Source organism: Virgisporangium ochraceum (assembly GCF_016863655.1).
In the GTDB taxonomy this organism is placed as follows: domain Bacteria; phylum Actinomycetota; class Actinomycetes; order Mycobacteriales; family Micromonosporaceae; genus Virgisporangium; species Virgisporangium ochraceum.
In genome coordinates this window covers 1-22,068 of the sequence record NZ_BOPH01000129.1, presented here as the reverse complement: position 1 = coordinate 22,068, position 22,068 = coordinate 1, and the positions used below count along the sequence as shown (strand labels likewise).

Annotated in this window: 17 protein-coding genes; 6 read left to right on the top strand and 11 right to left on the bottom strand. The window is 67.5% G+C overall.

Annotated elements, in window-relative coordinates; translation table 11 throughout:
• Window positions 1-47: 47 nt before the first annotated feature.
• Window positions 48-482 (bottom strand): hypothetical protein, encoded by a 435-nt coding sequence (locus Voc01_RS44740; RefSeq protein WP_203933851.1) that lies wholly within the window; start codon window positions 480-482, stop codon window positions 48-50.
• Window positions 483-807: 325 nt separating this feature from the next.
• Window positions 808-1,071 carry a hypothetical protein gene (locus tag Voc01_RS44735; protein ID WP_203933850.1) on the bottom strand — a complete coding sequence of 88 codons (264 nt, stop codon included), beginning with the start codon at window positions 1,069-1,071 and terminating at the stop codon, window positions 808-810.
• Window positions 1,072-1,305: 234 nt separating this feature from the next.
• On the opposite strand from Voc01_RS44735, the gene Voc01_RS44730 reads away from it, so the two are divergent.
• The 6 genes from Voc01_RS44730 to Voc01_RS44705 are packed head-to-tail and all read left to right on the top strand — an operon-like array spanning window position 1,306 to window position 11,641.
• Complete coding sequence (locus Voc01_RS44730) at window positions 1,306-4,974, top strand: DUF6079 family protein (protein ID WP_239160936.1); 3,669 nt, start codon at window positions 1,306-1,308, stop codon at window positions 4,972-4,974.
• A complete protein-coding gene (pglZ, locus tag Voc01_RS44725; protein ID WP_203933849.1) occupies window positions 4,959-7,643 on the top strand; it encodes a BREX-2 system phosphatase PglZ in 2,685 nt (894 codons plus the stop codon). The genes Voc01_RS44730 and pglZ overlap by 16 nt, the downstream gene beginning before the upstream one ends.
• Window positions 7,633-8,937 (top strand): BREX system ATP-binding protein BrxD, encoded by a 1,305-nt coding sequence (gene brxD / locus Voc01_RS44720; protein ID WP_203933848.1) that lies wholly within the window; start codon window positions 7,633-7,635, stop codon window positions 8,935-8,937. The genes pglZ and brxD overlap by 11 nt, the downstream gene beginning before the upstream one ends.
• Before the next feature lie 7 nt (window positions 8,938-8,944).
• On the top strand, window positions 8,945-11,044 hold the full coding sequence (locus Voc01_RS44715) for a DEAD/DEAH box helicase (RefSeq protein ID WP_239160935.1): 2,100 nt from the start codon (window positions 8,945-8,947) through the stop codon (window positions 11,042-11,044).
• 14 nt (window positions 11,045-11,058) lie between these two features.
• Window positions 11,059-11,517, top strand: coding sequence for an ankyrin repeat domain-containing protein (locus Voc01_RS54870; protein WP_203933847.1), 459 nt, complete (start codon window positions 11,059-11,061; stop codon window positions 11,515-11,517).
• Window positions 11,429-11,641, top strand: coding sequence for a hypothetical protein (locus Voc01_RS44705; RefSeq protein WP_203933947.1), 213 nt, complete (start codon window positions 11,429-11,431; stop codon window positions 11,639-11,641). The genes Voc01_RS54870 and Voc01_RS44705 overlap by 89 nt, the downstream gene beginning before the upstream one ends.
• A 486-nt stretch (window positions 11,642-12,127) precedes the next feature.
• Here the strand turns inward: Voc01_RS44705 and Voc01_RS44700 are convergent, their stop codons facing one another.
• The 9 genes from Voc01_RS44700 to Voc01_RS44660 all read right to left on the bottom strand — a co-directional run bounded on the left by Voc01_RS44700 (window position 12,128) and on the right by Voc01_RS44660 (window position 21,850).
• Entirely contained in the window at window positions 12,128-12,988 is an 861-nt protein-coding gene (locus Voc01_RS44700; protein ID WP_203933846.1) for a GIY-YIG nuclease family protein, read from the bottom strand.
• Between the two features lie 292 nt (window positions 12,989-13,280).
• Window positions 13,281-14,495 (bottom strand): tRNA-guanine transglycosylase DpdA, encoded by a 1,215-nt coding sequence (gene dpdA, locus Voc01_RS44695; RefSeq protein WP_275423818.1) that lies wholly within the window; start codon window positions 14,493-14,495, stop codon window positions 13,281-13,283.
• A gap of 19 nt (window positions 14,496-14,514) precedes the next feature.
• Window positions 14,515-15,648 (bottom strand): DGQHR domain-containing protein DpdB, encoded by a 1,134-nt coding sequence (dbpB, locus tag Voc01_RS44690; RefSeq protein WP_203933845.1) that lies wholly within the window; start codon window positions 15,646-15,648, stop codon window positions 14,515-14,517.
• A 300-nt stretch (window positions 15,649-15,948) separates the two neighbouring features.
• On the bottom strand, window positions 15,949-16,302 hold the full coding sequence (queD, locus tag Voc01_RS44685) for a 6-carboxytetrahydropterin synthase QueD (protein WP_203933844.1): 354 nt from the start codon (window positions 16,300-16,302) through the stop codon (window positions 15,949-15,951).
• The gene (queE, locus tag Voc01_RS44680; protein WP_203933843.1) at window positions 16,302-16,943 is read right to left on the bottom strand and encodes a 7-carboxy-7-deazaguanine synthase; all 642 of its coding nucleotides are present in this window, start codon (window positions 16,941-16,943) and stop codon (window positions 16,302-16,304) included. Before queE ends, queD begins: the two co-directional genes overlap by 1 nt.
• On the bottom strand, window positions 16,940-17,656 hold the full coding sequence (gene queC / locus Voc01_RS44675; RefSeq protein WP_203933842.1) for a 7-cyano-7-deazaguanine synthase QueC: 717 nt from the start codon (window positions 17,654-17,656) through the stop codon (window positions 16,940-16,942). The genes queE and queC overlap by 4 nt, the downstream gene beginning before the upstream one ends.
• A 114-nt stretch (window positions 17,657-17,770) precedes the next feature.
• Window positions 17,771-17,929, bottom strand: coding sequence for a hypothetical protein (locus Voc01_RS44670; protein WP_203933841.1), 159 nt, complete (start codon window positions 17,927-17,929; stop codon window positions 17,771-17,773).
• A 164-nt stretch (window positions 17,930-18,093) separates the two neighbouring features.
• Complete coding sequence (locus Voc01_RS44665) at window positions 18,094-19,335, bottom strand: McrC family protein (protein ID WP_203933840.1); 1,242 nt, start codon at window positions 19,333-19,335, stop codon at window positions 18,094-18,096.
• A 31-nt stretch (window positions 19,336-19,366) separates the two neighbouring features.
• Window positions 19,367-21,850: an AAA family ATPase gene (locus Voc01_RS44660; RefSeq protein ID WP_203933839.1), complete on the bottom strand. Its 2,484-nt coding sequence runs from the start codon at window positions 21,848-21,850 to the stop codon at window positions 19,367-19,369.
• Window positions 21,851-22,068 lie beyond the last annotated feature (218 nt).

Sequence of the window (22,068 nt, the reverse complement as noted above, 5' to 3'; positions counted from 1 at the left end):
CCTCCACCACGTGAGGCCACGACGCGGTTGATTCCGTCGCGGCCCTCCTATTGCCGCTCGAGAAGGGCCTCGACCTCATCCAGGTAGGTCCACCAGCGCTTGGGCGGCTCGGTGCTCGACGCCAACATATAAGCAGCCGTCACGAGCAGGGAAATGAAGGCCGTCCGTGGATCCACACCGACCGCAGGTCCACCCAAAACCAAACCTCGAAGCGTCCCGTGAACGTCCTGCTCGTCGAGCGCGGACCACGGTGCCGTCCGCACGACATCGGAGGCGACCTCCGCCAGATCGACGTCCGTCGGCCCGCCCTCGTACTCGTGATGCAGCACCGCCAGGGTGATCGCACCGGTCAGCGCCATCGCCTCCCCGCCATTCGCGGCATCGAAAGCTTCCAGTGCCTGGGCGAACTCCTCAGGCTTGACACGGATCGCCGCTGTGAACGCCTGACGGACCAGCGGCTCAATCTTCGGGTCGATCCTCATCCCGTTGCCTCTCCTGTCTATGCCTGCGCCAGAACACTGCCAGTGCCGACATCCCCCCGATGACCGCCATAGACATATTCGCAGTGAAGTTCACCGCCACCGGAACGATGAACTGTGTCGCCAAGGCGACCACGTTTCCACCCGCGAGCACCAGGCCGGCCAACTCGACGTTCACCAGCTCACGCGGTGGTGGTCGGCGAGGGGTCTCGTCTCGGGCCGCATCGAGATTCTCATCGCGCTGGCCAGTTCGTCGCCGTGACCGCCGAGACGAACCATCCGGCGGTCCTCCCGGTGGATCGTCGCCTGCCGGGCCGCCTTCCGCGCTTCAACCACCGCCGCCGCCGGCGGGTCGCGCCCGGGCAGCCACCTGGATCACCTTCTCCCGACTGCCGTTCAGGCTCGCGATCAACTCGTTGATCGCGTTCTTCAACGCCGTGAACTCGGCGATCACGTCCCGCCCGCCCAATGCGACGGACTGGGCGATGGCCTGCTCCGCCTTGGCCTTGGCCGCGTTGGCGGCGGCGAGGGCCTGGCTGACACCGGCACCGGTCTGCTGGAGCGCCTGCTGGATCTCCTGTGTCGTGCTCATGTGGTTCCTCCCCAGGAAGACCTCGGTCGCGAGGTGCCCGCAAGCTATCGGTGGATGACGATCAATCCCCTCGGCGTTCGACCCCGGTTGTTCCTGAACGTTCACGGTTCGCTGGCCGATGGTCCATTTCTGTCCGTCGAGAGCACCGTTCCGGCCTGTCCATACACCCCGACCTGCGACCGTTGAACTAACCTCGGTCGTCGTAACCGGACAACACGGGACGGTGTGATCGCCTTGTCGCAACAGCCGCTGCTGCGGGACCTCATCGACATCCCGCCGTCGGTCGGTGAAGGGGATTTCGTGGTCCGCGCCGCCGAGGGCGCCGACCTCAAGCGGTACGTGGTCACCGACGCCCTGCGGGCCAACTTCGAGGAAGCGCTGTCGCTGGTGGGGCACGCGGTTCAGACCGGCCGGTCGCAGGCGGCGTTCCTCCACGGATCGTTCGGCTCCGGTAAATCGCACTTCATGGCGGTGCTGCGGGAACTGCTGCGGCACAACCCTGACGCGCGGGCGTTGAAGAACATCGCCGACCCGGTCACGAAAATCGACCCGATGCTACGCGGCAAGAAGATCCTCACGTTGACCTTCCACATGCTCGACGCGCGCTCGGTCGAGCAGGCGGTCCTTGAGGGCTACCTCAACCAGATCATGGCGTTGCACCCGGAGGCGCCGCTTCCCGCCGTCCACCGGTCTGATGCTCTTCTGGGTGACGCGGCGCGGCTGCGTGACCGGATGGGTGACGAGGCGTTCTTCGCCGCACTCACCGACGCGGGCGGTCCACCCGGCGACGACGCCGGGGCGGCACCGGCGGCGACCGTGGGCCTGGCGGCGATGATGGCGCGCCGAGCCGGGTGGACGGCAGAGACGTACGCGGCGGCGGCCGCACAGCCACCGGGGACAAAGGAGCGCGACGGGCTGGTCAGCGCGCTCACGACCGCGTTCTTCACCGGGGCGGTGCGCAGCGGCGAGTACCTCGACCTCGACGCGGGCTTGGCGGTGGTGACCCGGCACGCCAAGGACCTGGGCTACGACGCGCTGGTGCTGTTCCTCGACGAGTTCATCCTGTGGCTGTCGACGCACATCACCGACCACACGTTCGTCAACACCGAGGGCGCGAAGCTGAACAAGCTGGTCGAGTCAGCCGACGCGTACCGGCCGCTGCCGATCGCCTCGTTCGTGGCCCGGCAGCGCAACCTGGAGGAGTTCCTCGGCCCGCAGGTCGGCGGCACCGAGCGGCAGGCGCTGGCCGACATGATGACCAGCGTTCAGGGCCGGCTCGGCAACATCGTGCTGGCCGACACGAACCTGCCGGAGATCACCGCCGAGCGTCTGCTCCGACCGAACGACGGCGCGGCGAAGGCCACGATCGACCGGGCCTTCGCCGCGGTGCGCGGCAACCGGGCGGTGTGGGACATCCTCCTGCTTGGCGCGCAGTACGGCGACGCGGGGATCGGCTCGGACGCGGCGGCGTTCCGCAGCCTGTACCCATTTTCGCCGGCGCTGGTCGCCTCGCTCGTCGCCCTGTCACAGGCGTTGCAGCGCGAGCGGACGGCGCTGCGCATCATGACCGAGCTTCTGGTCGACCGACGCGACACGCTGCGGGTCAACGACCTGATCGGGGTCGCCGAGCTGTTCGAGCCGCTGGTGCTCACCGGTGAGCTGCCCGACCGGCCGAAGCTGAAGCAGCTGTTCCAGTCCGCCAGGGAAACCTATCGGGGCAAGCTGCGTCCGTTGCTGCTTGCTCACCACGGCATCACCGCCGAGCAGGCGGCCGGGCACGAGCCGTTCCAGCTCGACGACAAGCTGGTCAAGACGCTGCTGCTCGGTGCGTTGGTGCCGGAGGTGCCGGCGCTGCACAATCTCACGGCGTCGAAGCTGCACGCGCTGAACTTCGGGTCGATCGCGTCGCCGATTCCGGGTTACGAGAACCAGATCGTGCTCGGGCGGCTGCAGAAGTTGCAGGCCGACGCCGGCGAACTGCACATCACCAGGGATCCGGACCCGGTGGTGTCGTTGAAGTTGTCTGCCGTCGACTACGACAAGCTGCTCGATCTCGTGCCGAGCAATGAGACGGGCGACGGCGTACTGCAGCAGCTGGTGCGCGACCTGGTGTGCAGCGAGATGGGGCTCTCCGGTGTCGACGGGACGCTGGGAGAGATCAGCTACCTGCGGGAGTGGCGGGGCCGCAAGCACACCGTGCACGTGCGGTTCGGCAACGTCCGCGACGACGTCAACCTGCCCGAGTCGACCCTGCTCGCTGACGCGGAGACCTGGCGGATCAACATCGACTACCCGTTCGACGTGGGAACCTACGACCGCGGCAGCGACTTCGCGCGCATCGAACTGTTCCCGCGCGGGTCGCGCACGGTGTTCTGGCAGCCGTACTTCCTCAGCGCCGACATGATCGGCCGGGTGCGGCTGCTGGCGAAGGTGAACTACCTGCTCGGCGCCGACGGTGGCGGCGACCGCCTGCAGTCCCTGGCCGCCGACTGGTCGGTGGCCGACCGCAAGCAGGGCCGAGTCTACCTGCAGCAACGCCAGCACCAGCTCCGCGACTCGCTGCTGACCGCGCTGAAGCAGGCGTACGGCGCGGCGAAGGCCGGTGCCGAGTCCACCGACGTGGTCGACGACACGAAGGGTGTGCTCCACGCCCTCGCCGACGGACTCCACCTAGGCGACCCGATCGGTGGCACCCTGGATGCCGCGCTGCGGCACCTGACCGGCGTGCTGCTCGCCTGGTCCTACCCCGGCAAGCCGGCACTGCCCGACGATGAGAAGGCGGTCACCCGCGGCGAGATGGCGAAGGTCCTCACCTACGCCCAGCGGGCCGCAGCCGACCCGACCCGTGGGGTGGTGGTGGAGCAGGCCGACCGGCGCACGGTGCAGCGCATCTGCAACCACCTCCAGCTCGGGGAACTGGCCGACAACCGGTACGTGCTGACCACCGGCACGTGCTGGTGGAGCCGGCATTTCACGCAACGAGCGGCGCAACGCGGTCTGACCGACCGGTACCCGGTCGCGTTCCTGCGCGAGCAGATGGACCAGCCCGACCCGCGCGGCTTCGACCGCGACCTGCAGAACCTGATCATGATCGTGTTTGGGTTGGAACATCAGCTCGCCTGGTACGACGGATCGGTCAAGGTCCCGGTGAACTCGGTCCAGGCGGTGCAGGGGCATTGGGAGCTGCGGCCGCCGCCGATGCCGACCCCGGAGGAGTGGGACGCCGCTGTCAAGCGGGGACGGCCCCTGTTCGGCAAGCCGCTGCCAGAGTGGCGTAGCCCCGCGAATCTGCCAATACTCGCCGGCACGATTCGGACCGTCGCAGGTGAATGCGTCAGCTCGGCGACGCACCTGGTGCCAGCGCTGGAGGCACGGACCGACCTGCTAGGACTCGAACCGCAGGCGACCACCGGCCGGCTCGCGACCGCGCGGCGAACGGCGCGGCTGCTAGCCGACATCGCCAGCGAGCGCGACGACGTGGTGCTGGTGCAACTGGTCGCCGGCGCCGATCTCGGCGGCGTCGATCCGGAGGTGGCCGCGGCGTCGTTCAAGCAGGCGGCCCGGGTGAAGGCCGCGATCGACGGGGCGCAGTGGCCGCTGCTGGATGCGATCGCGTCCATGGACGACGACCGCGCCCGGAACATCCTCGACAAGCTACGTGAGTACGCCCGGCACGAGCAGAGTGCCGGGGACCTGGTCGACGCGTTGCAGGTCGCGTCGGCCGAGGCGGCCAAGCTGCTGGTCAAGCCGCCACCGCCTCCTCCCCCGCCTCCTCCACCACCGCCCCGGCCGGACTACGAGCAGGTGGTCGCGACCGCCGAGGACCTGGAGGTGCTGTCGGCGAAGCTGCGTGAACTCATGGCCGACGGTGCCCGCATCATGGTCACGTGGCGAGCTCAGTAGCGGTGGCGCAGCCCGCGGCGATCCGGCGCAAGGTCGAGGCGTGGCTCGACCGGTCCGACGACGAGTCGGTCGCGCTGGCGCTGCGGGCGACACCGGTGTGGGACGGTGAGCCGGTCGTGTCGATCGGCTCGGTGAAGGTCCGGATCGTGCCGTGCGCCACTCCCCTGGCGGCCCGGGCGGCTTTGCATGACCGCGCCGAGGACGAGCGGATCGTGCTGCTGACGGATCTGTCCGATGCCGAGCTCGGCGACGGCATCCTCGCGCACGTGAGCCAGTGCACCGTGCGCAGCGTCGACCCGTGGGAGGTCGTCCGGCAGCTGTTCGGTGGCGCGGCGCTGGACCCGACCCTGGTCCGCACCGGCCGCTGGGTCTGCGACGCGTTGACCGACCTGGCCCCGGCCAGCGGCTGGCCGCGACCGGCCGGGACCGTCATCACCCGCGACCACGCGCTGCGTAGCCTGGTCACCGCGCTGCTCGGCATCCGGCCCGACCAGATCGACAGTGCCGGCCTGCTGCAGTGGACCACCGGCGCCGCGGCGCTGCTGCGGTTCACCGGCCTGCCGGACCCGATCGCCGACGGTCTGGGCAGCTACCTGTCAGACGTCGCCGGGCCGGCCGCAGTACCGATCCTGGCCGCGGTGCGGGCCGGCCACGGCACCGACGTCATCCCGCTCGGCCTGCTCGTCGGGCTGCTCTGGCCGGACCCGGCCCCGCGGCGGGCGCAGCAGACCGAGATCGCCGTGGCCCGGGTTCGCCTGGAGGCCAAGTTCGGCGGGCGGCGACTGGCCGATCCGGAGGCGAAGGCGTTCCGCACGGCAGCCGAGGCGTGGATCGACCGCATCGCCGACGACCCCGCCAGCCGCGGCGAGGCGAGCCGGTTGCACGCCCGCGCCGAGACGCTCGCGGCCGACCTGGACATGACCGGCCTGCTCGGCGGCAGTTCCATCCTGCCCAGCGGATTCACGCACCGCATGCGTGACTTCGCCGCCGCCGTGCGGTTGGCGGTCTCGGGTTCCCGGCCCGGCGCGGACCAGGTCGCCCGCGCGCAGGAAGCCCTCGCCCTGGTCGAGGGTCACCGGGCGTCGGACACTGGCCGGATCGGCACCGCGCGGATGGCGCTGCGGCTGCTGCGGTGGCTGTCCACAGAGGACGATCCGAAGCCGCGGACCCTGCACGACGCGCTGCACCGCCAGGTGCGCGTCGACGGCTGGGTCGACCGTGCCCGGCTGGACATCTTCGCCGGCGACACCGACCCGACCGTGGCTGAGGCGTACCGGTTGCTGCACCGTGCCGTCGACACGCGCCGCTGCCGCCACGACGAGCAGTTCGCCACGCTGCTCGCCGCCTCCACCAAGGCCGACGAGCCGCCGGGGACGCTGCTGCGGGTGGAGGATCTGCTCGAACGGCTCGTCCGGCCGGTGATGAAGCGCGGCCACCGGGTGCTGCTGCTCGTCATGGACGGCATGAGCGTGGCGGCGGCGACCGAACTGGCCGAGTCCGTCACCTCCGGCGGAACATGGCTGGAACTCACGCCTGACGGCGGCCCACGCACCGGCGTCCTGGCAGCCCTACCGACCGTTACCGACGTGAGCCGGTGCAGCCTGTTCAGCGGCCGGATCGCGGTCGGCCAGCAGAAGCAGGAGATCGCCGCGCTCACCGCCCGGTTCCCGTCCGCCGTGCTGCTGCACAAGGGTGACCTGCGCGCCGGCGCCGGCGCTGCCCTCGCGCCCGACGTGGTCGCCGCGCTCGCCGACGAGACCACGCCGCTGGTCGCCGCAGTGGTGAACACCATCGACGACGCCCTCGACCGCAGCGAGCCCGGCACCGTCGTGTGGAGCACCGAGACGGTCACCGCGGTACGTGACCTGCTCGCGCTGGCGACCGGCCGGGTCGTCATCGTGGTCTCCGACCACGGGCACGTCATCGACCGCGGCCCGGACGCGGTGACGCTGCCCAGCCCGTCGAGTGAGAACCGGTGGCGGCCTGCCACACCACCGCCGGGTGACGGCGAGGTTCTCGTGACAGGCAGCCGGGTCGCGGCCGGAGGTGGGACGGTGGTCCTGCCGTGGCGGGAGGACATCCGGTACGGACCCCGCAAGTCCGGCTACCACGGCGGGGCATCCGCGGCCGAGGCCGTCATCCCGCTACTGGTGTTCTCCGCCCACGACGAGAAGGTGCTGCCCGGCTGGTCGGGCGCACCGGTGGCGAGCCCGGACTGGTGGCGGGAACCGGTCACCGCCGCTGCAGCCCCAGCGCCGCCTGCCGGACGGCGCCCTGCGAACAAGGCCACGCAGCCCACGGGCGACACCCTTTTCGACCTGGTCGCCGAACCGGCCGCCGCACCGACGGCACCGCCACCGTCCCTTGTGGACCGTCTGCTCGCGAGCGACCTGTACCGGCAGCGGCGCGGCACCCGTGCCCCGCTTCCCGACGCCCGGGTGGCCGCGCTCGTCGCCGCGTTGCTGACCCGCGGTGGACGGGCGACGCTGGAAACCCTCGCCGCCGCAGCGGAGGTGCCGGCGCACCGCATCCGGTTCACCGTCACCGCCTTGCAGAAACTGCTGCAGGTCGAGGGATACCCGGTCCTCGAACTCGACCCGGACGGGCACACCGTGAAACTCGACCGGGATCTACTGGTCGAACAGTTCGGGTTGGCCGATGACCGCTGACGTGTCGGCCCGGCGGCGGCGCGACATCATCGACGCGCTGCGCCGCGGAGCCGTGCCGATGAACGGCCTCGACGCGCTGGCCGTCGGTCTCGACCGGTTCGTCACCGCCTTCGACGAGGACCTCGACCGGGTGTCCGGCGGCGGCAGCGTCTTCAAAGCCGTGCGCGGCGAGTACGGCGCCGGCAAGACGTTCCTCACCCGGTGGCTCGCCGAACGCGCGAAGCGGCGCGGTCTCGCGGCGGCCGAGGTCCAGATCTCCGAGACGGAAACGCCGCTGCACCGGATGGAGACGGTGTACCGGCGCCTCGTGGAACGCCTGTCCACCGAGCAGTTCCCGCCCAGCGCGCTGCGTCCCGTCCTCGACGGGTGGACCTTCGCGCTGGAGGAGGACGTCCTCGCCACCGGTCAGGTCGCCGAAGACGACGCCGAGGCGCTCGACCGGGCCGTCGGGGACCTGATGGAGAAGCGCCTCGCCGGCGTCGCCCGCGACACGTCGGCGTTCGCGGCGGCACTGCGTGCGTACCGGTCGGCGGTGTCCACAGGGGACCCTGCCACCGCCGACGGGTTGGCCGCATGGCTCGGCGGGCAGCCACACGTGGCAGCGGCGGTGCGGCGCACCGCCGGGGTCAAGGGCGACCTCGACCACTTCGGCGCGTTGAGCTTCCTCCAAGGGCTGCTGACCGTGCTACGTGACAGCGGCCATCCCGGGCTGCTGCTGGTGCTCGACGAGGTCGAGACCTTGCAACGGATGCGGTCTGACGCGCGGGACAAGGCTCTCAACGCGTTGCGCCAGCTGGTCGACGAGGTCCACAGTGGACGGTTTCCGGGGCTGTTCCTCGTCATCACCGGCACGCCCGCGTTCTACGACGGCCCGCAGGGTGCCCAGCGGCTCGCCCCGCTCGCCCAACGGCTGGCGACCGACTTCGGCCCCGACGCCCGCTGGGACAACCCCCGGGCGGTGCAGATCCGGCTGCCGGGCTTCACCGTCGAGTCGCTCACCGCACTCGGCCGCAAGGTCCGCGGCCTCTACGGCAGTCCGGCGGTCGACGCGCGGGTCGACGACGCCTATCTGGCCGAACTGGCGACGGCGGTCGCCGGCAGGCTGGGCGGCAAGGTCGGCGTCGCGCCACGGGTCTACCTGAAGAAGCTCGTCGCCGACGTCCTCGACCGGGTCGACCAGTTCCCCGACTACGACCCGCGCCAGCATTACGCGCTGACCCTGCGCTCCGACGAACTGACCGACGTGGAGCGCAACGCGGCCGCGTCGGCGGACGACATCGACCTGCCGCTGTGATGCGCTGATGCCGGCCGCTGACCTCGATCCCGTGCTGCTGCACCACATCGTGAACAGCCTCGGCTGGCCCGACCTGCGTCCCCTGCAGGCCGACGCGGTGACGCCCGTGCTCGCCGGCGACGACGCGCTGCTGCTCGCGCCGACAGCCGGCGGGAAGACCGAGGCGGCCGTCTTCCCGCTGTTGACCCGGATGGCCGCACAGCGGTGGACCGCGACGTCGGTGTTGTACGTGTGTCCGCTCAAGGCGCTGCTGAACAACCTGCTCCCCCGGCTGGAGACCTACGCCGGATGGCTCGGCCGGCGGGCGGCCGTCTGGCACGGCGACGTCCCGACCAGCCGCCGCCGCGCCATCCTCTTCGAACGGCCTGACATCCTGCTCACCACGCCTGAGTCACTGGAGTCGATGCTCGTCAGCACCACGGTCGACCATCGCGCGTTCTTCGCCGGCCTGCAGGCGGTCGTCGTCGACGAGGTCCACGCGTTCGCCGGTGACGACCGCGGCTGGCACCTGCTCGCCGTGCTGGAACGCCTCACCCACCTCATCGGGCGGCCGATCCAGCGCGTCGGACTGTCGGCGACGGTGGGCAATCCCACCCAACTGCTCGACTGGCTCCAGGGCTCATCCGCGGGAACGCGAACCGCGACGATCGTCGCCCCTGACACATCCGCCGCCGGCCCGGTCGACGCCGAGGTCGAACTCGACTTCGTCGGGTCGCTCACCAACGCCGCCACAGTCATCGCCTCCCTGCACGCCGGCGAGAAGCGGCTGGTCTTCTGCGAGTCCCGGCAGGTCGTCGAGCACCTCGGACAGCTCCTCCGCGCCGAAGGCGTCACCACGTTCCTCTCGCACGCGTCGCTGTCCACCGACGAGCGACGCCGCGCTGAGCAGGCGTTTACCGAAGCACGGGACTGTGTCATCGTGTCGACCAGCACCCTGGAGCTCGGCATCGATGTCGGCGACCTCGACCGGGTCATCCAGATCGACGCACCTGCCACCGTGGCGTCGTTCCTCCAACGCCTCGGCCGCACCGGCCGCCGTCCAGGCACCACCCGCAATTGCCTGTTCCTGACTCTGAGCGGCGACGCACTCGCCGAAGCCGCCGCGTTGCTGCTGCTGTGGCGGCGCGGCTGGGTCGAACCGGTCGAGGCGCCGCCGGAGCCGCGGCACATCGTCGCCCAGCAGATCCTGGCGTTGGCGCTGCAGGAACACCGCATCGGCGACCGCGTCGTCGCCGGATGGTGGAACGGGCTGCGGCCCTTCGGCGCCGACGTCCTCGTGCGCCACCTAGTCTCCGAAGGCTTCCTCGACAGCGACCAGGGCATGCTGTTCATCGGCCCACAGGCCGAACGGCGGTTCGGCCGGCGCCACTTCATGGACATGACTGCCGTGTTCACCGGCGCACCCGAGTTCACCGTGCTCACCGGCCGCGACGAACTCGGCAGGGTCGACCCGGGCCTGCTCACCGACGAGGTCCGCGGTGACCGGCTGCTCCTGCTCGCCGGCCGCAGCTGGCGCGTCACCTACATCGACTGGCGACGCCGCCGCTGCTTCGTCGAACCCGCCGACTCGGGTGGACGGGCCCGCTGGACCGCACCCGCCGGCGCGATCGTCGGCACCTCCCACGAACTGACCCGCGCAGTGCGAGAAGTGCTCCTCGGCGCCGACCCGCCGGTCCGGATGACCCGCCGGGCCACCGACCGGCTCGCCACCGAACGGGACGAACTGAGCAGCACCGTCCACCCCGGAGGAACGGTGATCCTCCGCGACGGCGGCGAAGACCTGCGCTGGTGGACCTGGGCGGGATACCGCGCCAACGCGACCCTCGCCGCCACCCTGACCGAGGTCATCGACCCCGTCCAGCGCTACGACGACCGGCAGATCCGGCTCCGCGACAACCTGACCCCGTCGGAATGGCGGCAACTGACCGCCGACGCGGCACAACGGCTCTGCCTACCCGAACCCGACCATAAGGCGTTGGAAGGACTAAAATTCAACGCCGCACTACCGGAACGGCTCGCCATCGCCACACTGGCCGCCCGACTGGCCGACCTCGATGGTGCCGCCGCCATTCTCAAGGAACCCACGAGATTCGTCTCCGCCACCTGACATCCGAGGAGCCCATGGACACCCCATCATGGGACGGCGTCGGCAATACCGAATCGTTGACCGACTCGCACAAGGAGCTACGGAACCGGCTCGCCGACGATGCCAGCGAGTATCGCTGGCCCGCCGTACTCGCCACCCTCGACGAGGATCCGCAGCTGGCCAACACGGTCCGTCCCGGCGGCAGATCCGGATACACGCCGCTGCACCAGGCGGCGCACGGAAACGCGCCGATCGCCGTGGTCCGCGAGCTCGTGGAGCGGGGCGCGTGGCGCACGATCCGCGACGCCAGGGGGCGAACGGCCTTACGACGTCGCCGCCCGGCTGGGTCACGATGCGCTGCTGCTAGAACTGGAGCCGGCCTACCGATGCCAGGTCCCCACCGGTGTGCTCCTACGACTCCAGTCCTACCTCCATGCGCTGATCCGCGAGCGGGCCGCGCGGCAGGTCGACGAGAGCGCCCTGCGGCTTCCTGAACTCGAGGCTCCGCTGGAACTCGACCCACCCGCGATCTGGTTCCCGGTACCGGGCATGTACGGGGGCTTCTCGTTGCGCCTCGACGGGGACGGTCACGTGGCCAAGCCAAATTCGGATAGCTGATGCCGCGTCGTTGGGGGATCCAGACAGCGCCACGACATCACGTGTGGCGGCACCACCCTTCTCGAAGAGGGTTTCGTGTAGGACGCTGATTGCGGCACCGCGCCACGTTCTGGCGCTGGCCCGCGCATCGGCGACCCGTTGTCGGCAACTCCCGGGCCGCCCTCCACGCCAAACTGCTCACGGTCGACCATCACACTGGCCCTGACCAGCAGCGCCAACGTCACCGAACAAAGGCGCTGCCCCGCAACCTCGAGGTCGGCGTTGTGGTTCAAGACTTAGCCGAGGTAAAGCGGCTGTACAACACTTCCAGGGCCTCATGAACCCGCAGTCCGGACCTCTGGAGAAATGGGAACAGAGCCAGACCGCGATCACGCCTGGCCGTTGTCCAGCCGTCTTCATACGTACATACGTCGCGGCCTCGTCGAGTTCGTTTACCGGCGCTTGGGTCACCGCCTGTCCCGGCGTGCCCCTTTGCCTGGGCAGACTTCATCCCAGGAACTGGAGCTCTGGAGCGTGTTTCGTCCTGAGGATGTGGCTCGCGATAAGGTCGCACTCGACCTCCATCCGTTGGGCGGGGGTGCAGCCGGGCAGGGCTACCCAGGAAGCTTCAAGGTCTCCGGCGAATGCTGCATGATGGTCGCGGCTGGCGCGACGGCCTTTGAGGACGTGGGCGGTCAGCCGAGCGTTGACGCGGCCCTGACCGATGTACAGAAGGGTGTGGTCACCGGAGCGACGGACGCGGTAGACACCGAGGATCTGCCCAGCGATTGGTCGGGTGATGAGGTTGGAACTCCACCGGCTCCACGGCATTGCTGCCCAGTCCGGCGCGGTCGGGTCACGGCCAGAGTCGAGAACTGAGGGGTGATCGCCAGAGCGGCGTTTGCGCGAATCCGGGTAACCGCGGACCAGGCGGCCCGCTTGCGCTAGCCGCTTGTTGTTGCCGGACGACTTGACCCATCCGTCGGGCATCCGCCCAAAGCTGGCCGTCGGCGACCGCCCGAACTCGGCCCGGTGCTCAGACACCACGACGGACTCCGCTGCCATGCGGTCACGGACGTCGCCCGCCACCTCAACCACCGAGAACTCGAACTCGGCCCCATGGACGGTGCGCATCACCCACAAGCACGGTGCCGCCGTGTGCGGGTCGTTGTAAGGAATTTCGTCTTGGTAGAGGACGGTCAGGTGGTTGAGCCGTCTGGACAGACTCTTCGTCTGACCGACGTAAGCGAGCCCCGTATCACCAACGGCTCTCACCCGGTACAGGCCTGGACCGCGCGGGGTTCCGAGACGAGCGGCCCGGTCGGTCAGCGGATGCCAGCCGGACCATCCAGCAATCAACTTCAGCAAGTATCCCGCCCTGACTAGTTCAGCTAGCTTGCTCGGGAGACGGCACCATACGTTCGTCCAGACGTGACCCCCTTCCATAACTGACCTCTCGGCCGTGCCGAGCTTATGCTCGGTTGCCTCGAAGGGTCTATACTTCTTCATACGGTATTCCGCAGGGACTGGGGCTTCGGCACGCGAGCTGGAGGACCGCGACCACTCACCAAACCCTCAATTCCACAGGCCGATACCGCATACGCATAACGACTCGCAAAACCAGTTCGTGCGGGTCAGCCACAACTTCTCAGCGTGACGATCAAATTCCCACTTGACGCACGCGTTCGGCGAAGACAGCAAGGTTGTGGAATCCGCGGCGCTTGGTTCGCTCGGTGCCTCGGAAAATCGCAATTTCGATACCATGCTCGCGACAGAGCGAACACGTACATTCAGCCCAGGGTCGATCGGCTAACGTACGCGCATAGTCGCTTAGATGAGATTTCTTAACGTCAAGGATGCGCTCATACTCACCCAGTACCGCAAGCGCCGCGTCGAATTCCGTTCTGCCGCCGTCGTACGCACGTAGGACCTGCAGACATTGCCGCTCAACGACAAGTGCCTCTCGTTGGGTCACGTGGCCAGCAAGGATTCGACGTTTGAGCGTGACGTTGCCGTCGACCTGCGGCACCCGAATCGCGACATATGTGGTTCGCGCGGTCTGGTAGTTGTCGCGGTCATCCATAAAGGCTTGTCGAAAGGGAGCGGCGCTGTCGAAACTCGTCACACCAAGGGCGGCGAAGTTGGCCATGTCCTTGACGCGGGTGACGCCCAGCAGGTGGATTTCCGGGCGGTCGAAGTCCATCTCGGCGATCGCCCGCAGGCAGGCAATGATTTCCGGGCTCTTCAGCGGAACCATCCCCCCGAGGGCAACCCGCTCGTATCCCATCCGACGCAGGTGGTAGACGCTGTCGGCGTAGCTTGCCGGGCTCCATCCCTGCGCTGCCCCGATGGGCTGGACACGGCTCCTCCTGCTCCTTGAAGCGCGGAGGAACTCTTCCGCGTACTGCAAAGAGATCTGACGCCGTCGGACCCAGTCCGGATTGGCCCGGGCTTCGGTCGCCGCCGCGTCGTATTGGACAATGACGTGGTCGACACTGACTCCGGCGTCGAAGCCGCACCGTTCGTAGAAGTCCAGAACCTCGTCGACCGTGTCCGGCGGATCATACTCGCCCGCATAGTTGAAGGCTCCGCAGTCACCCATTGTGTCGACGTTCCGGGGGAGACGGAAGAACGACCGAACGCCCAACTTGTAGAGCCCTTCTCGTTGGGCGCCGGTGTACTTTCCTGCACTACGCACCGATCCGTCGACGATCGCCTTGCTAACCAGGATTCCGTCATAAGGCGGCGGGTCCAGCGCCTCGTGGGCATAAAGATCGTCGCGTTCGTGCACTCGAAACGGGGAATACTCGTCGTTGACCAAGTCGTAGGTCGAACTGATCCGGTCCCGGCTATCGGGAAAGTAGTACCTTATCATAATTGATGAGGGACCTGCTCTACGTCGAGCGGGCTTGGACGTACGTGCGGATGAGAAAACTCGAGAGCTCGTTGAGGTGGCGGGACAAGTTCTCGAGATCGTTCCAGCGCATGCCGAGTTTTTCCCAATTTCCCTTAGTCCATCGGCAATGGGAGGCGACGAGGGCCAATTCTTCCGTTACCTGCTGCTGTGCTTCCGGATTGTCGATATCGACGACAACCATGATGCGGTCCATGAGCCGGCCCATCGCGCGGATACCGACTCCATGCATAAGCCTGCTCTGGGTGGCCGGCTTGCCCCAAGCCTCTGGGAAGGTGTCTCGCACCGCTCCCCAGAACAGCACTAGGCATGCCCACACACCGGCGAAGTTCGTCTCGCCGGTGGTCAGGTTGCGATACGGAAAGAGGCAGCCGGTGGGCGATCCGAGGCTCTCCTCCAGCATGTTGATGATGCTGGAGACGGTGATGACTGACGTCCGTCGCTCCTTGGAGCCGGTTGCGGGCCGCTTGATCAGGCCCTTGAACGGCGAGTCCTCCGCTTGATTCAGAAGGTCACACAGTGCGGACGGACTCTGTCGCAGCGATAGCCGCGGCGGCAATGAGGGCTGGAGGGTGGGAAGCAACTCCGTAACCAAACCGCGGGGTAGTGGCTTGCTGTTGTTGACCCGAATGAACTGGTCTCGCTGCAGGTCGACAGAGTCGGTGATAAACGCGTTGACCGGTACGACCAAATCCCCGCGGACGCACTTCGCCAGTGCCAGAGCTCGTTGCTGACCGTCAACGATCCACCCAGGCTTTTGTTCGTCCGACCGCGGTAGCGGAATCTCAAGATTCCCTGCCGTCGCAACACCGTCTGAGACGTGCGGCCCTCGACTGCTCACAAACCTCACCGACGACGACAGGGCGATGATGATGGAGTTGGGAAAGAGGACGTCATCGCCGTCGAGGTAGTCGACAATTTCTTGCACGTGCTGCCGAACCTCGCGGCGCTGGTAGCCGATCAGCTTGCCACCCATGTCGGGGCTGACGCGGGAGATGTCGGCGACCTGCAAAATCTCTCGGGCGGTCAGGCCGAACAAGTACAGCGGTGACCGCGAGCTCTGCATGATCCGTAGAGCCCGACGGCTAAGCACATTGCTAGTCTTCGCGGTCATCGGTTCCTCCGACGAACTCACAGTACATACGATCGACGTTGTGGCCGAAGTCCCAACGCGTCCGGAGGAGCCAGGTGGCCGAAGGCCGGGGTCGTCGACCAAGCGGCGACTGACGAAGCGCCAGCCGCCAGCTTCTGGAGAATAAGACCGGTTCGGGAAGCGTCTGGGCGAGTTGCGGCAGATGCTCCAACGTCTTCGGTCGGGCAACGAGACTGTTGCTGATCATGCACCCGACACACCAACGGGTCGACGGGCTGCACGATGGTCGCAGCCGTTGCTGCACGTCTTCGAGCGTCCACCCTATTCCCCCTGATAGGTGCAGCCAGACGTACATGTTTCGCGCACCACGATCTTCGACAACGGCAGGGCCACCGCTAGCTGATCCCAGATCCACACCGCCAGATTCTCGCTCGTCGGGTTTTCGAGTCCCGGAACCTCGTTGAGGTAGTAGTGATCGAGCCGGTCCAGGACGGGCTTGACGGCTGACCTCATGTCGGCGAAGTCCATGATCCAGCCGGTTGACGGGTCGACCTCGCCTCGAACATGCACCTCTACCCGGTACGAGTGGCCGTGCAGCCGAGCGCACTTGTGGCCGTCCGGCACCTCGGGAAGTCGATGGGCAGCTTCAAAAGTAAAATCGCAAAATATCTCCATCACCGGATGCCAATGAGCTTATGAGCTTGCACGCTTAGTAGCCACTGGGGGTGGGCCAGACAGTACTCGACCGCGGCCCGGGTGTTGGCCAGTAGCTCGGGTCCATCCATGGGCTGGAGCCGAAGGGAGGAGAAATCCAAGTCTGAGAACTGTTCAGGGTCCAGACCTCGCTGAGGAAAGACGAGCTTCAACTCGTCACCGCGAGTTAACACGAATTCCGCGCCCACCTTGGGACTTACGCAGATCCAGTCGACTCCGGGTGGTACGGGCCTGGTGCCATTGGTTTCAATTGCGACCTCGAAGCCCTCATTGTGAAACTCCTCGATGGCCGCAGCGTCGAGCTGGAGCAGCGGCTCGCCGCCGGTGCAAACGACGTACGGTCGGCTCCTCGCATGAAGTTCTCCCCGCCAGGTACAGGCGACGGCGGAGGCCAGGTCAGCCGCAGTTCTAAAACGTCCTCCGCCTGGGCCGTCGATACCGAGGAAATCCGTATCGCAGAACTGGCAGATCGCGCGAGCCCGGTCCGCCTCCCGCCCGGTCCACAGGTTGCAACTGCTGAATCGGCAAAAGACCGCGGGCCGACCTGCGTGATGGCCCTCTCCCTGCAGCGTATAGAAGATCTCCTTGACCTTGTACGTCATACCTGTTCACCGGCCGCTATCGGAGCGGGGTCGGTGAGCCCAAGGTCGCTGAACCCCCGCCGACGGAGCAGGCACGAGTCGCACGTGCCGCAGGCCACTGCCGCGATCGGGTCGTAGCAGCTGTGCGTAAGGCCGTAGTCCACGCCAAGCGCCAAGCCACGTTCGATCGTCTGTGCTTTGGTCAAATTGATCAGAGGCGTATGGACCTTCAACTTCTGCTGGCCTTCGACGCCAGCCTTCGTCGCCAGGTTCGCCATCCGTTCGTACGCCTCGATGTACTCGGGCCGACAGTCCGGATAGCCGCTGTAGTCCAGCGCGTTCACCCCGATGAAGAGATCACTCGACCCAAGTGTCTCGGCCCACGCGAGCGCAAATGACAGGAAAACCGTGTTACGAGCAGGGACGTACGTCACCGGGATGTCCGAACCGAGGTCATCGGCCGTCGCGTGATGCGGAACGCCAATGGAGTCGTCGGTAAGCGCGGAACCGCCGAAGACCCGCAGGTCGACGTCGGCGACTACATGCCGGCGAACGCCAAGTTGACTGGCAACTCGGCCCGCGGCATCAAGTTCCACCGTGTGGCGCTGGCCGTACCGGAAACTCAACGCATAGGGCGTATAACCCTCATTCTTTGCGATCGCTAGGACGGTGGCGGAGTCAAGGCCACCACTGAGCAGGACGACGGCTGGGCGCTCATCTGATGTCTTGACCACTCTGCTCCCCCCGGTAGGGGCCCATTCTGTCAGTAACAAGATTCTGACCTACCGCAGTCTTCCTGCCAACGGACGTTGAAGCGTTGGCAGGAAGACTGCTGGAAGATCAAGTCGTCACCGAAGGCCGAACTGCACCAGGCCGAATCGCCATGCATGCGCCAGCACCTGGCCGTCGATCGAACTCCGAGCGACGAGTTCGCCCGAAGCGTCGAGCAGGCACACGTCGAAATGTCCCTCGCCTTCGCAAACGAAAGCGGAGGCGTCGCCGATCACGACCTCAGTGTCAGCGCGGCCGTCACTACGGCCGGACTCGCCGAGGCGTGGGCAACGCCTCCCGGCTCGACCAAACTTGCCCAAACCTGGCGAGCAGGGGTGTTGGTCCGAGCCGGCCACACTTTCACACCGCATAGACGACCCATGGGCGCTGCGGACCCGAGTTACCCGGCCCGACGAGCGGTGTCACGGAATCGATCGAGTTCGGCACGCATGCGGTCCCGGCCATCGCACGGATGCTGACGGATGTCCACACCGACGACGAGGACTTCACCGAGTGGGCCGCGGGGTCCGGCCACGGCCACCCGCCGGCGGGTCCAGCCCAGGTCGGCGGGGTGGACGACAATCGCGCGGGGCGGCGGCGGCATCGGGTATGCGGCGGCGTAGGTGAGTAGCTGGTGCAGGTCACTGCTGTCGATCGCCCGCGTGGAAGCGTGCTTGTACTTGGCATCGACCGGCAGCACCACCAGCGTCGGCTCCAGGTATCGAATGAGCACGTCCGGCCGGAACGTCGTGCTGTAGTCGTCGTCCACGGTGACCTTGAGCGCGTTCTGGCCGCCCGCTGGCACAACCGTCCCGCCCATCTCAGCGGCCGCGTCACCGACCATGCGGCGAACCAGCGACTCCCAGAGCCTGTCCATGTCGATCAGCAGGCTGCCGGCGATGGCGTCCGATGGCCGAAGCAGATCGGTGGGGCCGCCGCCACCAAGGAGGAGGGCCGCCCAGGTGTGTGCGACGCGGTATGCGGCGTTCATGCGGTGGTAGTGGGCCCGGCGAAGATCGCGCAAGGCCGCGTAGGTCCCACCTGGGTGTGCTGGGAACGCGTGCGCGGTCGCGGCGGCGGCTCGCACGAGATCGGCATTGCGCGCGACCCGGGTACCGGCCGTCAACGCCGCATGGCAGACCTGGTTCTCCCACACGTCACTGCGCCGATCGAACGTTCGCACGTGAAGCCGGTCGACCATCCCGTAGCGGCGGGAGATCTGCGCGGGCAGGTCCAGGCGTCCACGGAGGACCGGCTCGATCCGGTCCTCCCGCTGATAGTCACGCCGTAGCCCGCGACGGATCAACTCCCGGCATTCGTCGACCAGGGCCGCCACCACAAGATCGGCCAGACCGTCGTCGGCGGTATGCCAGCCGCGCCGCAGCTCCGGACGGAGCGGATCGACGCCGATCGCGTAGCTCAGCCAGGCGATGAGCTGCTCGCCGCTGATGGACAGCTTGGGCCGCAGTTGCAGCCGCACTCGGTCGAGCCTGACAACGCCTACGAATGACCCCGCAGCGAGTTCGTAACCCGTCCGGGTGGCACGGCAGGTGAGCACTCTGCGTTCGGCGAGTCGGTCGATCCGCAGCAGATCGGCATCGCTGAGCAACCCGTCCGCAACTTCCGTGACCTGGTGTTCCACCAGGGTCACGTCGACCGGCGCGGCCCGTCGATCACGCCTTTGTGGCATCGTCGGCCAGCCCGACCTGGAACTCCTTGGCCAGGACCGCGAGCAGGTCCTCGGCGTCGAGGACCGCCACCGTCCCGGTGCGGCTGTCGACAAGTTCGTCGCCAAGTAACGCGGCAAGCAGCTCGTGGTCGCCGATGGCGTAGTCCTCCAGCATTGGGACCACGTCGTCGTATAACGCGGCGTGCACATCGGTCTCGGCGGTGATCGGGGAGTCGTCGCGGAGGAAGAAGGAGTGCCCGAGGACGTGGTCGGCGTCCAGGTGCTCGGCGATCCGCTCGTTGATCGCCACCAGCAGCCGGCCGAGGTCGACCGGGCCGACCGCGGCGGCCAGCACGGTCGGGTCCGGGAGCACCGGTACGAACCCGAACCGGCGGCGCACCGCCGCGTCGAGGTGCGCGACGCTGCGGTCGGCCGTATTCATGGTCCCGATGATCTTGATATTCGGCGGGATTCGGAACGTGCGACCGCTCACCGGCAACAGCACCGGGACGTCGCGCTTGTCGGGCTCCAGGAGAGTGACCAGCTCGCCCAGCACACGGGGAAGATCGGCACGGTTGATCTCGTCGATGATGAGCAGGTAGGTGCGGTCGCGGTGCGCGTCGGCCGCGGCACAGATCCGCGTGAACAGGCCATCCGTCAGACGCAGGCTAAGTCCACTGGTTGCCGTCGGAATCGGCTTGAACGCCTCGACGAAATCCTCGTAGCCGTACGAAGGGTGGAAGGTCACCATGGTCACGGTCGGCACGTCGTCGTTGATCGCGGCCGGCGCCTCGTCTCCCAAGACCGCCGCAGCCTCCTCGGCGGTCAGCCGGAAGGCGGTGCCCTGCATCCGGTGAACGGCCGGCTCGCTGGAAGCCAGGATGGGATCGCTACGCCACTCCTCGTAGGTGGGACCATCGATCGACCGCAGCCACTGCAGGCGCACCGGTTCGTCAGCCGAGGTATCGACCGCCACGATCCGGCTCACGGCAATCACCTTCTTGACCGGCGTCGCCTCATATCCGAGAACCAGATCCCCAGGGCGCATCCGGGCGTAGTTGTTCTCGATGCGGCCGCGGCGGAAGGTGACCATCCCCTGCTGTTCGAGCCGGTCCCAGCTCCACTGTTTCGGGTTGGCCACGAACAACCAAACCGACTGACCGCCGGCCGCTGTATCGCTTGCCAGCAACCGGCGGACTCGGTCCTGCCGAACTGCTGGCACAGCAGTCAGCGCGTCCGTCTCCCCCGCCATGGCCAGGGCGACATCCAGTGCCAGCCGGGTCTTCCCCGTACCGGGAGGACCGACGAGGATCGCCTGACCCTTGCGGTCGAGGACATCCCGGACCCGGGTCACCGCACCGGACACCTCGACGGCCACCGGGCTGCCGCTTCGATTGCGTTTGATCGACGCCCACAACTGCTGACCGACCGGCGCGAAGGTCGACGTCCACGCCGCCTGCGGAGCCGGCAGGGACTGCGCGAACGACTCGTCCCAATCCACTCCCACCAGGTTCGGATGCTCCCGCTCCGAGGCGTACCGGTACCCGTCGGCCGTGACCGTGCCGACGGCGAGCACCTGCGACTGACCGCGGTTGGCCAGCACCCGAGCGCCTGGCGGCAGGTCGCGGAAACGAAGGAGATCGCGGGCGAGCCGGGTCAGGTACGCGCGTCCCGAATCCGGGAATTCCATGCGCAGCCGCTCCACCAGGTCCGCCTCCGTGGGGTAGGCGGCCAGATCACCGACCTCCGGCCAGCCCACACAGATGAACCCGCCAGCCCGGCAGTCGTCCCACATCCGGCCCCGCTCCCCCGGAGCGATCTTCCACACCGACTCCGCCGATGTGCCCGGCCGAACGTTGTCGTACAGCAGCCGCATCACCTCAAGCGGTTCCCAGCCCGACACAACGGGATGCCCCGCAACGAGCGACCTCAACTGCCGGTTCAACCGCCACGCAGGCACGGCCTCCGGCTCGGCGCCGAACAACCGGATGTAGTGCCGAAGGTGGTCCGCGGAGTAGATCGGCATGAACCGGTCCGGAAAATAGGTCGCCAACGCCTTGGTGACCAGCGCCTGACCGTGACGGAGCAGGTCGAGCTCGTCGAGTCGGTCGAAGTCGCCGGCCGCGACGGCGTCGAATGCCTCCACGAACTGTGCCCGCAGGCGGTGCCACGCCTCGTCAACCGGCAAACCCGCGAGCGTGCCCGACAACCACCACTCACCATCGCGCTGCCGGTAAATAATGTGCTTACGGGCGCTCCCGCCGCGCATACCACCCAGGTGCTGGGTATGAAACTCGAGCAGTGCACAGAACGGCATCTCGGTCGCGCCCGTACCCAGGGCATAGCGATCCAGCGGCAGCCCCCGCCAACTCGCCAGCGGGAAGCGCTCGACAACGTTCTGCCGTTCCTTATTCGCCGCAGCCAGTGCATCGGCCATGTCCGGCCGCATCCGCTCACTGAGCAACGCGTCCAGGTCCGTGTCAGCCATCCCTGCATTCAACCAATCGGCTCGCTCGAAGGCGGCACGAACTCGCCGCTCCCTTACAACCACCATGCGCCCTGACGGACATATCGAGGAGTGCGTGGCAATCGTCCCGCTCAATGATCACTGCCCGCCGCAGCCATGTGTCCTATTCCAACCAGTTGCTCGATCACCAAACGTCTCCCCTGGTCAGCATTTGTCTGTGACGGTCCGCGTGGCTTGCC

Bases quoted from the DNA above. Each gene is read 5' to 3' on its own strand.
- brxD (WP_203933848.1), top strand. From the start codon at position 7,633: ATGACCGCTGACGTGTCGGCCCGGCGGCGGCGCGACATCATCGACGCG.
- Voc01_RS44735 (WP_203933850.1), bottom strand. From the start codon at position 1,071: ATGAGCACGACACAGGAGATCCAGCAGGCGCTCCAGCAGACCGGTGCC.
- Voc01_RS44715 (WP_239160935.1), top strand. From the start codon at position 8,945: ATGCCGGCCGCTGACCTCGATCCCGTGCTGCTGCACCACATCGTGAAC.
- dpdA (WP_275423818.1), bottom strand. From the start codon at position 14,495: ATGATAAGGTACTACTTTCCCGATAGCCGGGACCGGATCAGTTCGACC.
- Voc01_RS54870 (WP_203933847.1), top strand. From the start codon at position 11,059: ATGGACACCCCATCATGGGACGGCGTCGGCAATACCGAATCGTTGACC.
- queE (WP_203933843.1), bottom strand. From the start codon at position 16,943: ATGACGTACAAGGTCAAGGAGATCTTCTATACGCTGCAGGGAGAGGGC.
- queD (WP_203933844.1), bottom strand. From the start codon at position 16,302: ATGGAGATATTTTGCGATTTTACTTTTGAAGCTGCCCATCGACTTCCC.
- dbpB (WP_203933845.1), bottom strand. From the start codon at position 15,648: ATGACCGCGAAGACTAGCAATGTGCTTAGCCGTCGGGCTCTACGGATC.
- Voc01_RS44740 (WP_203933851.1), bottom strand. From the start codon at position 482: ATGAGGATCGACCCGAAGATTGAGCCGCTGGTCCGTCAGGCGTTCACA.
- Voc01_RS44660 (WP_203933839.1), bottom strand. From the start codon at position 21,850: ATGGCTGACACGGACCTGGACGCGTTGCTCAGTGAGCGGATGCGGCCG.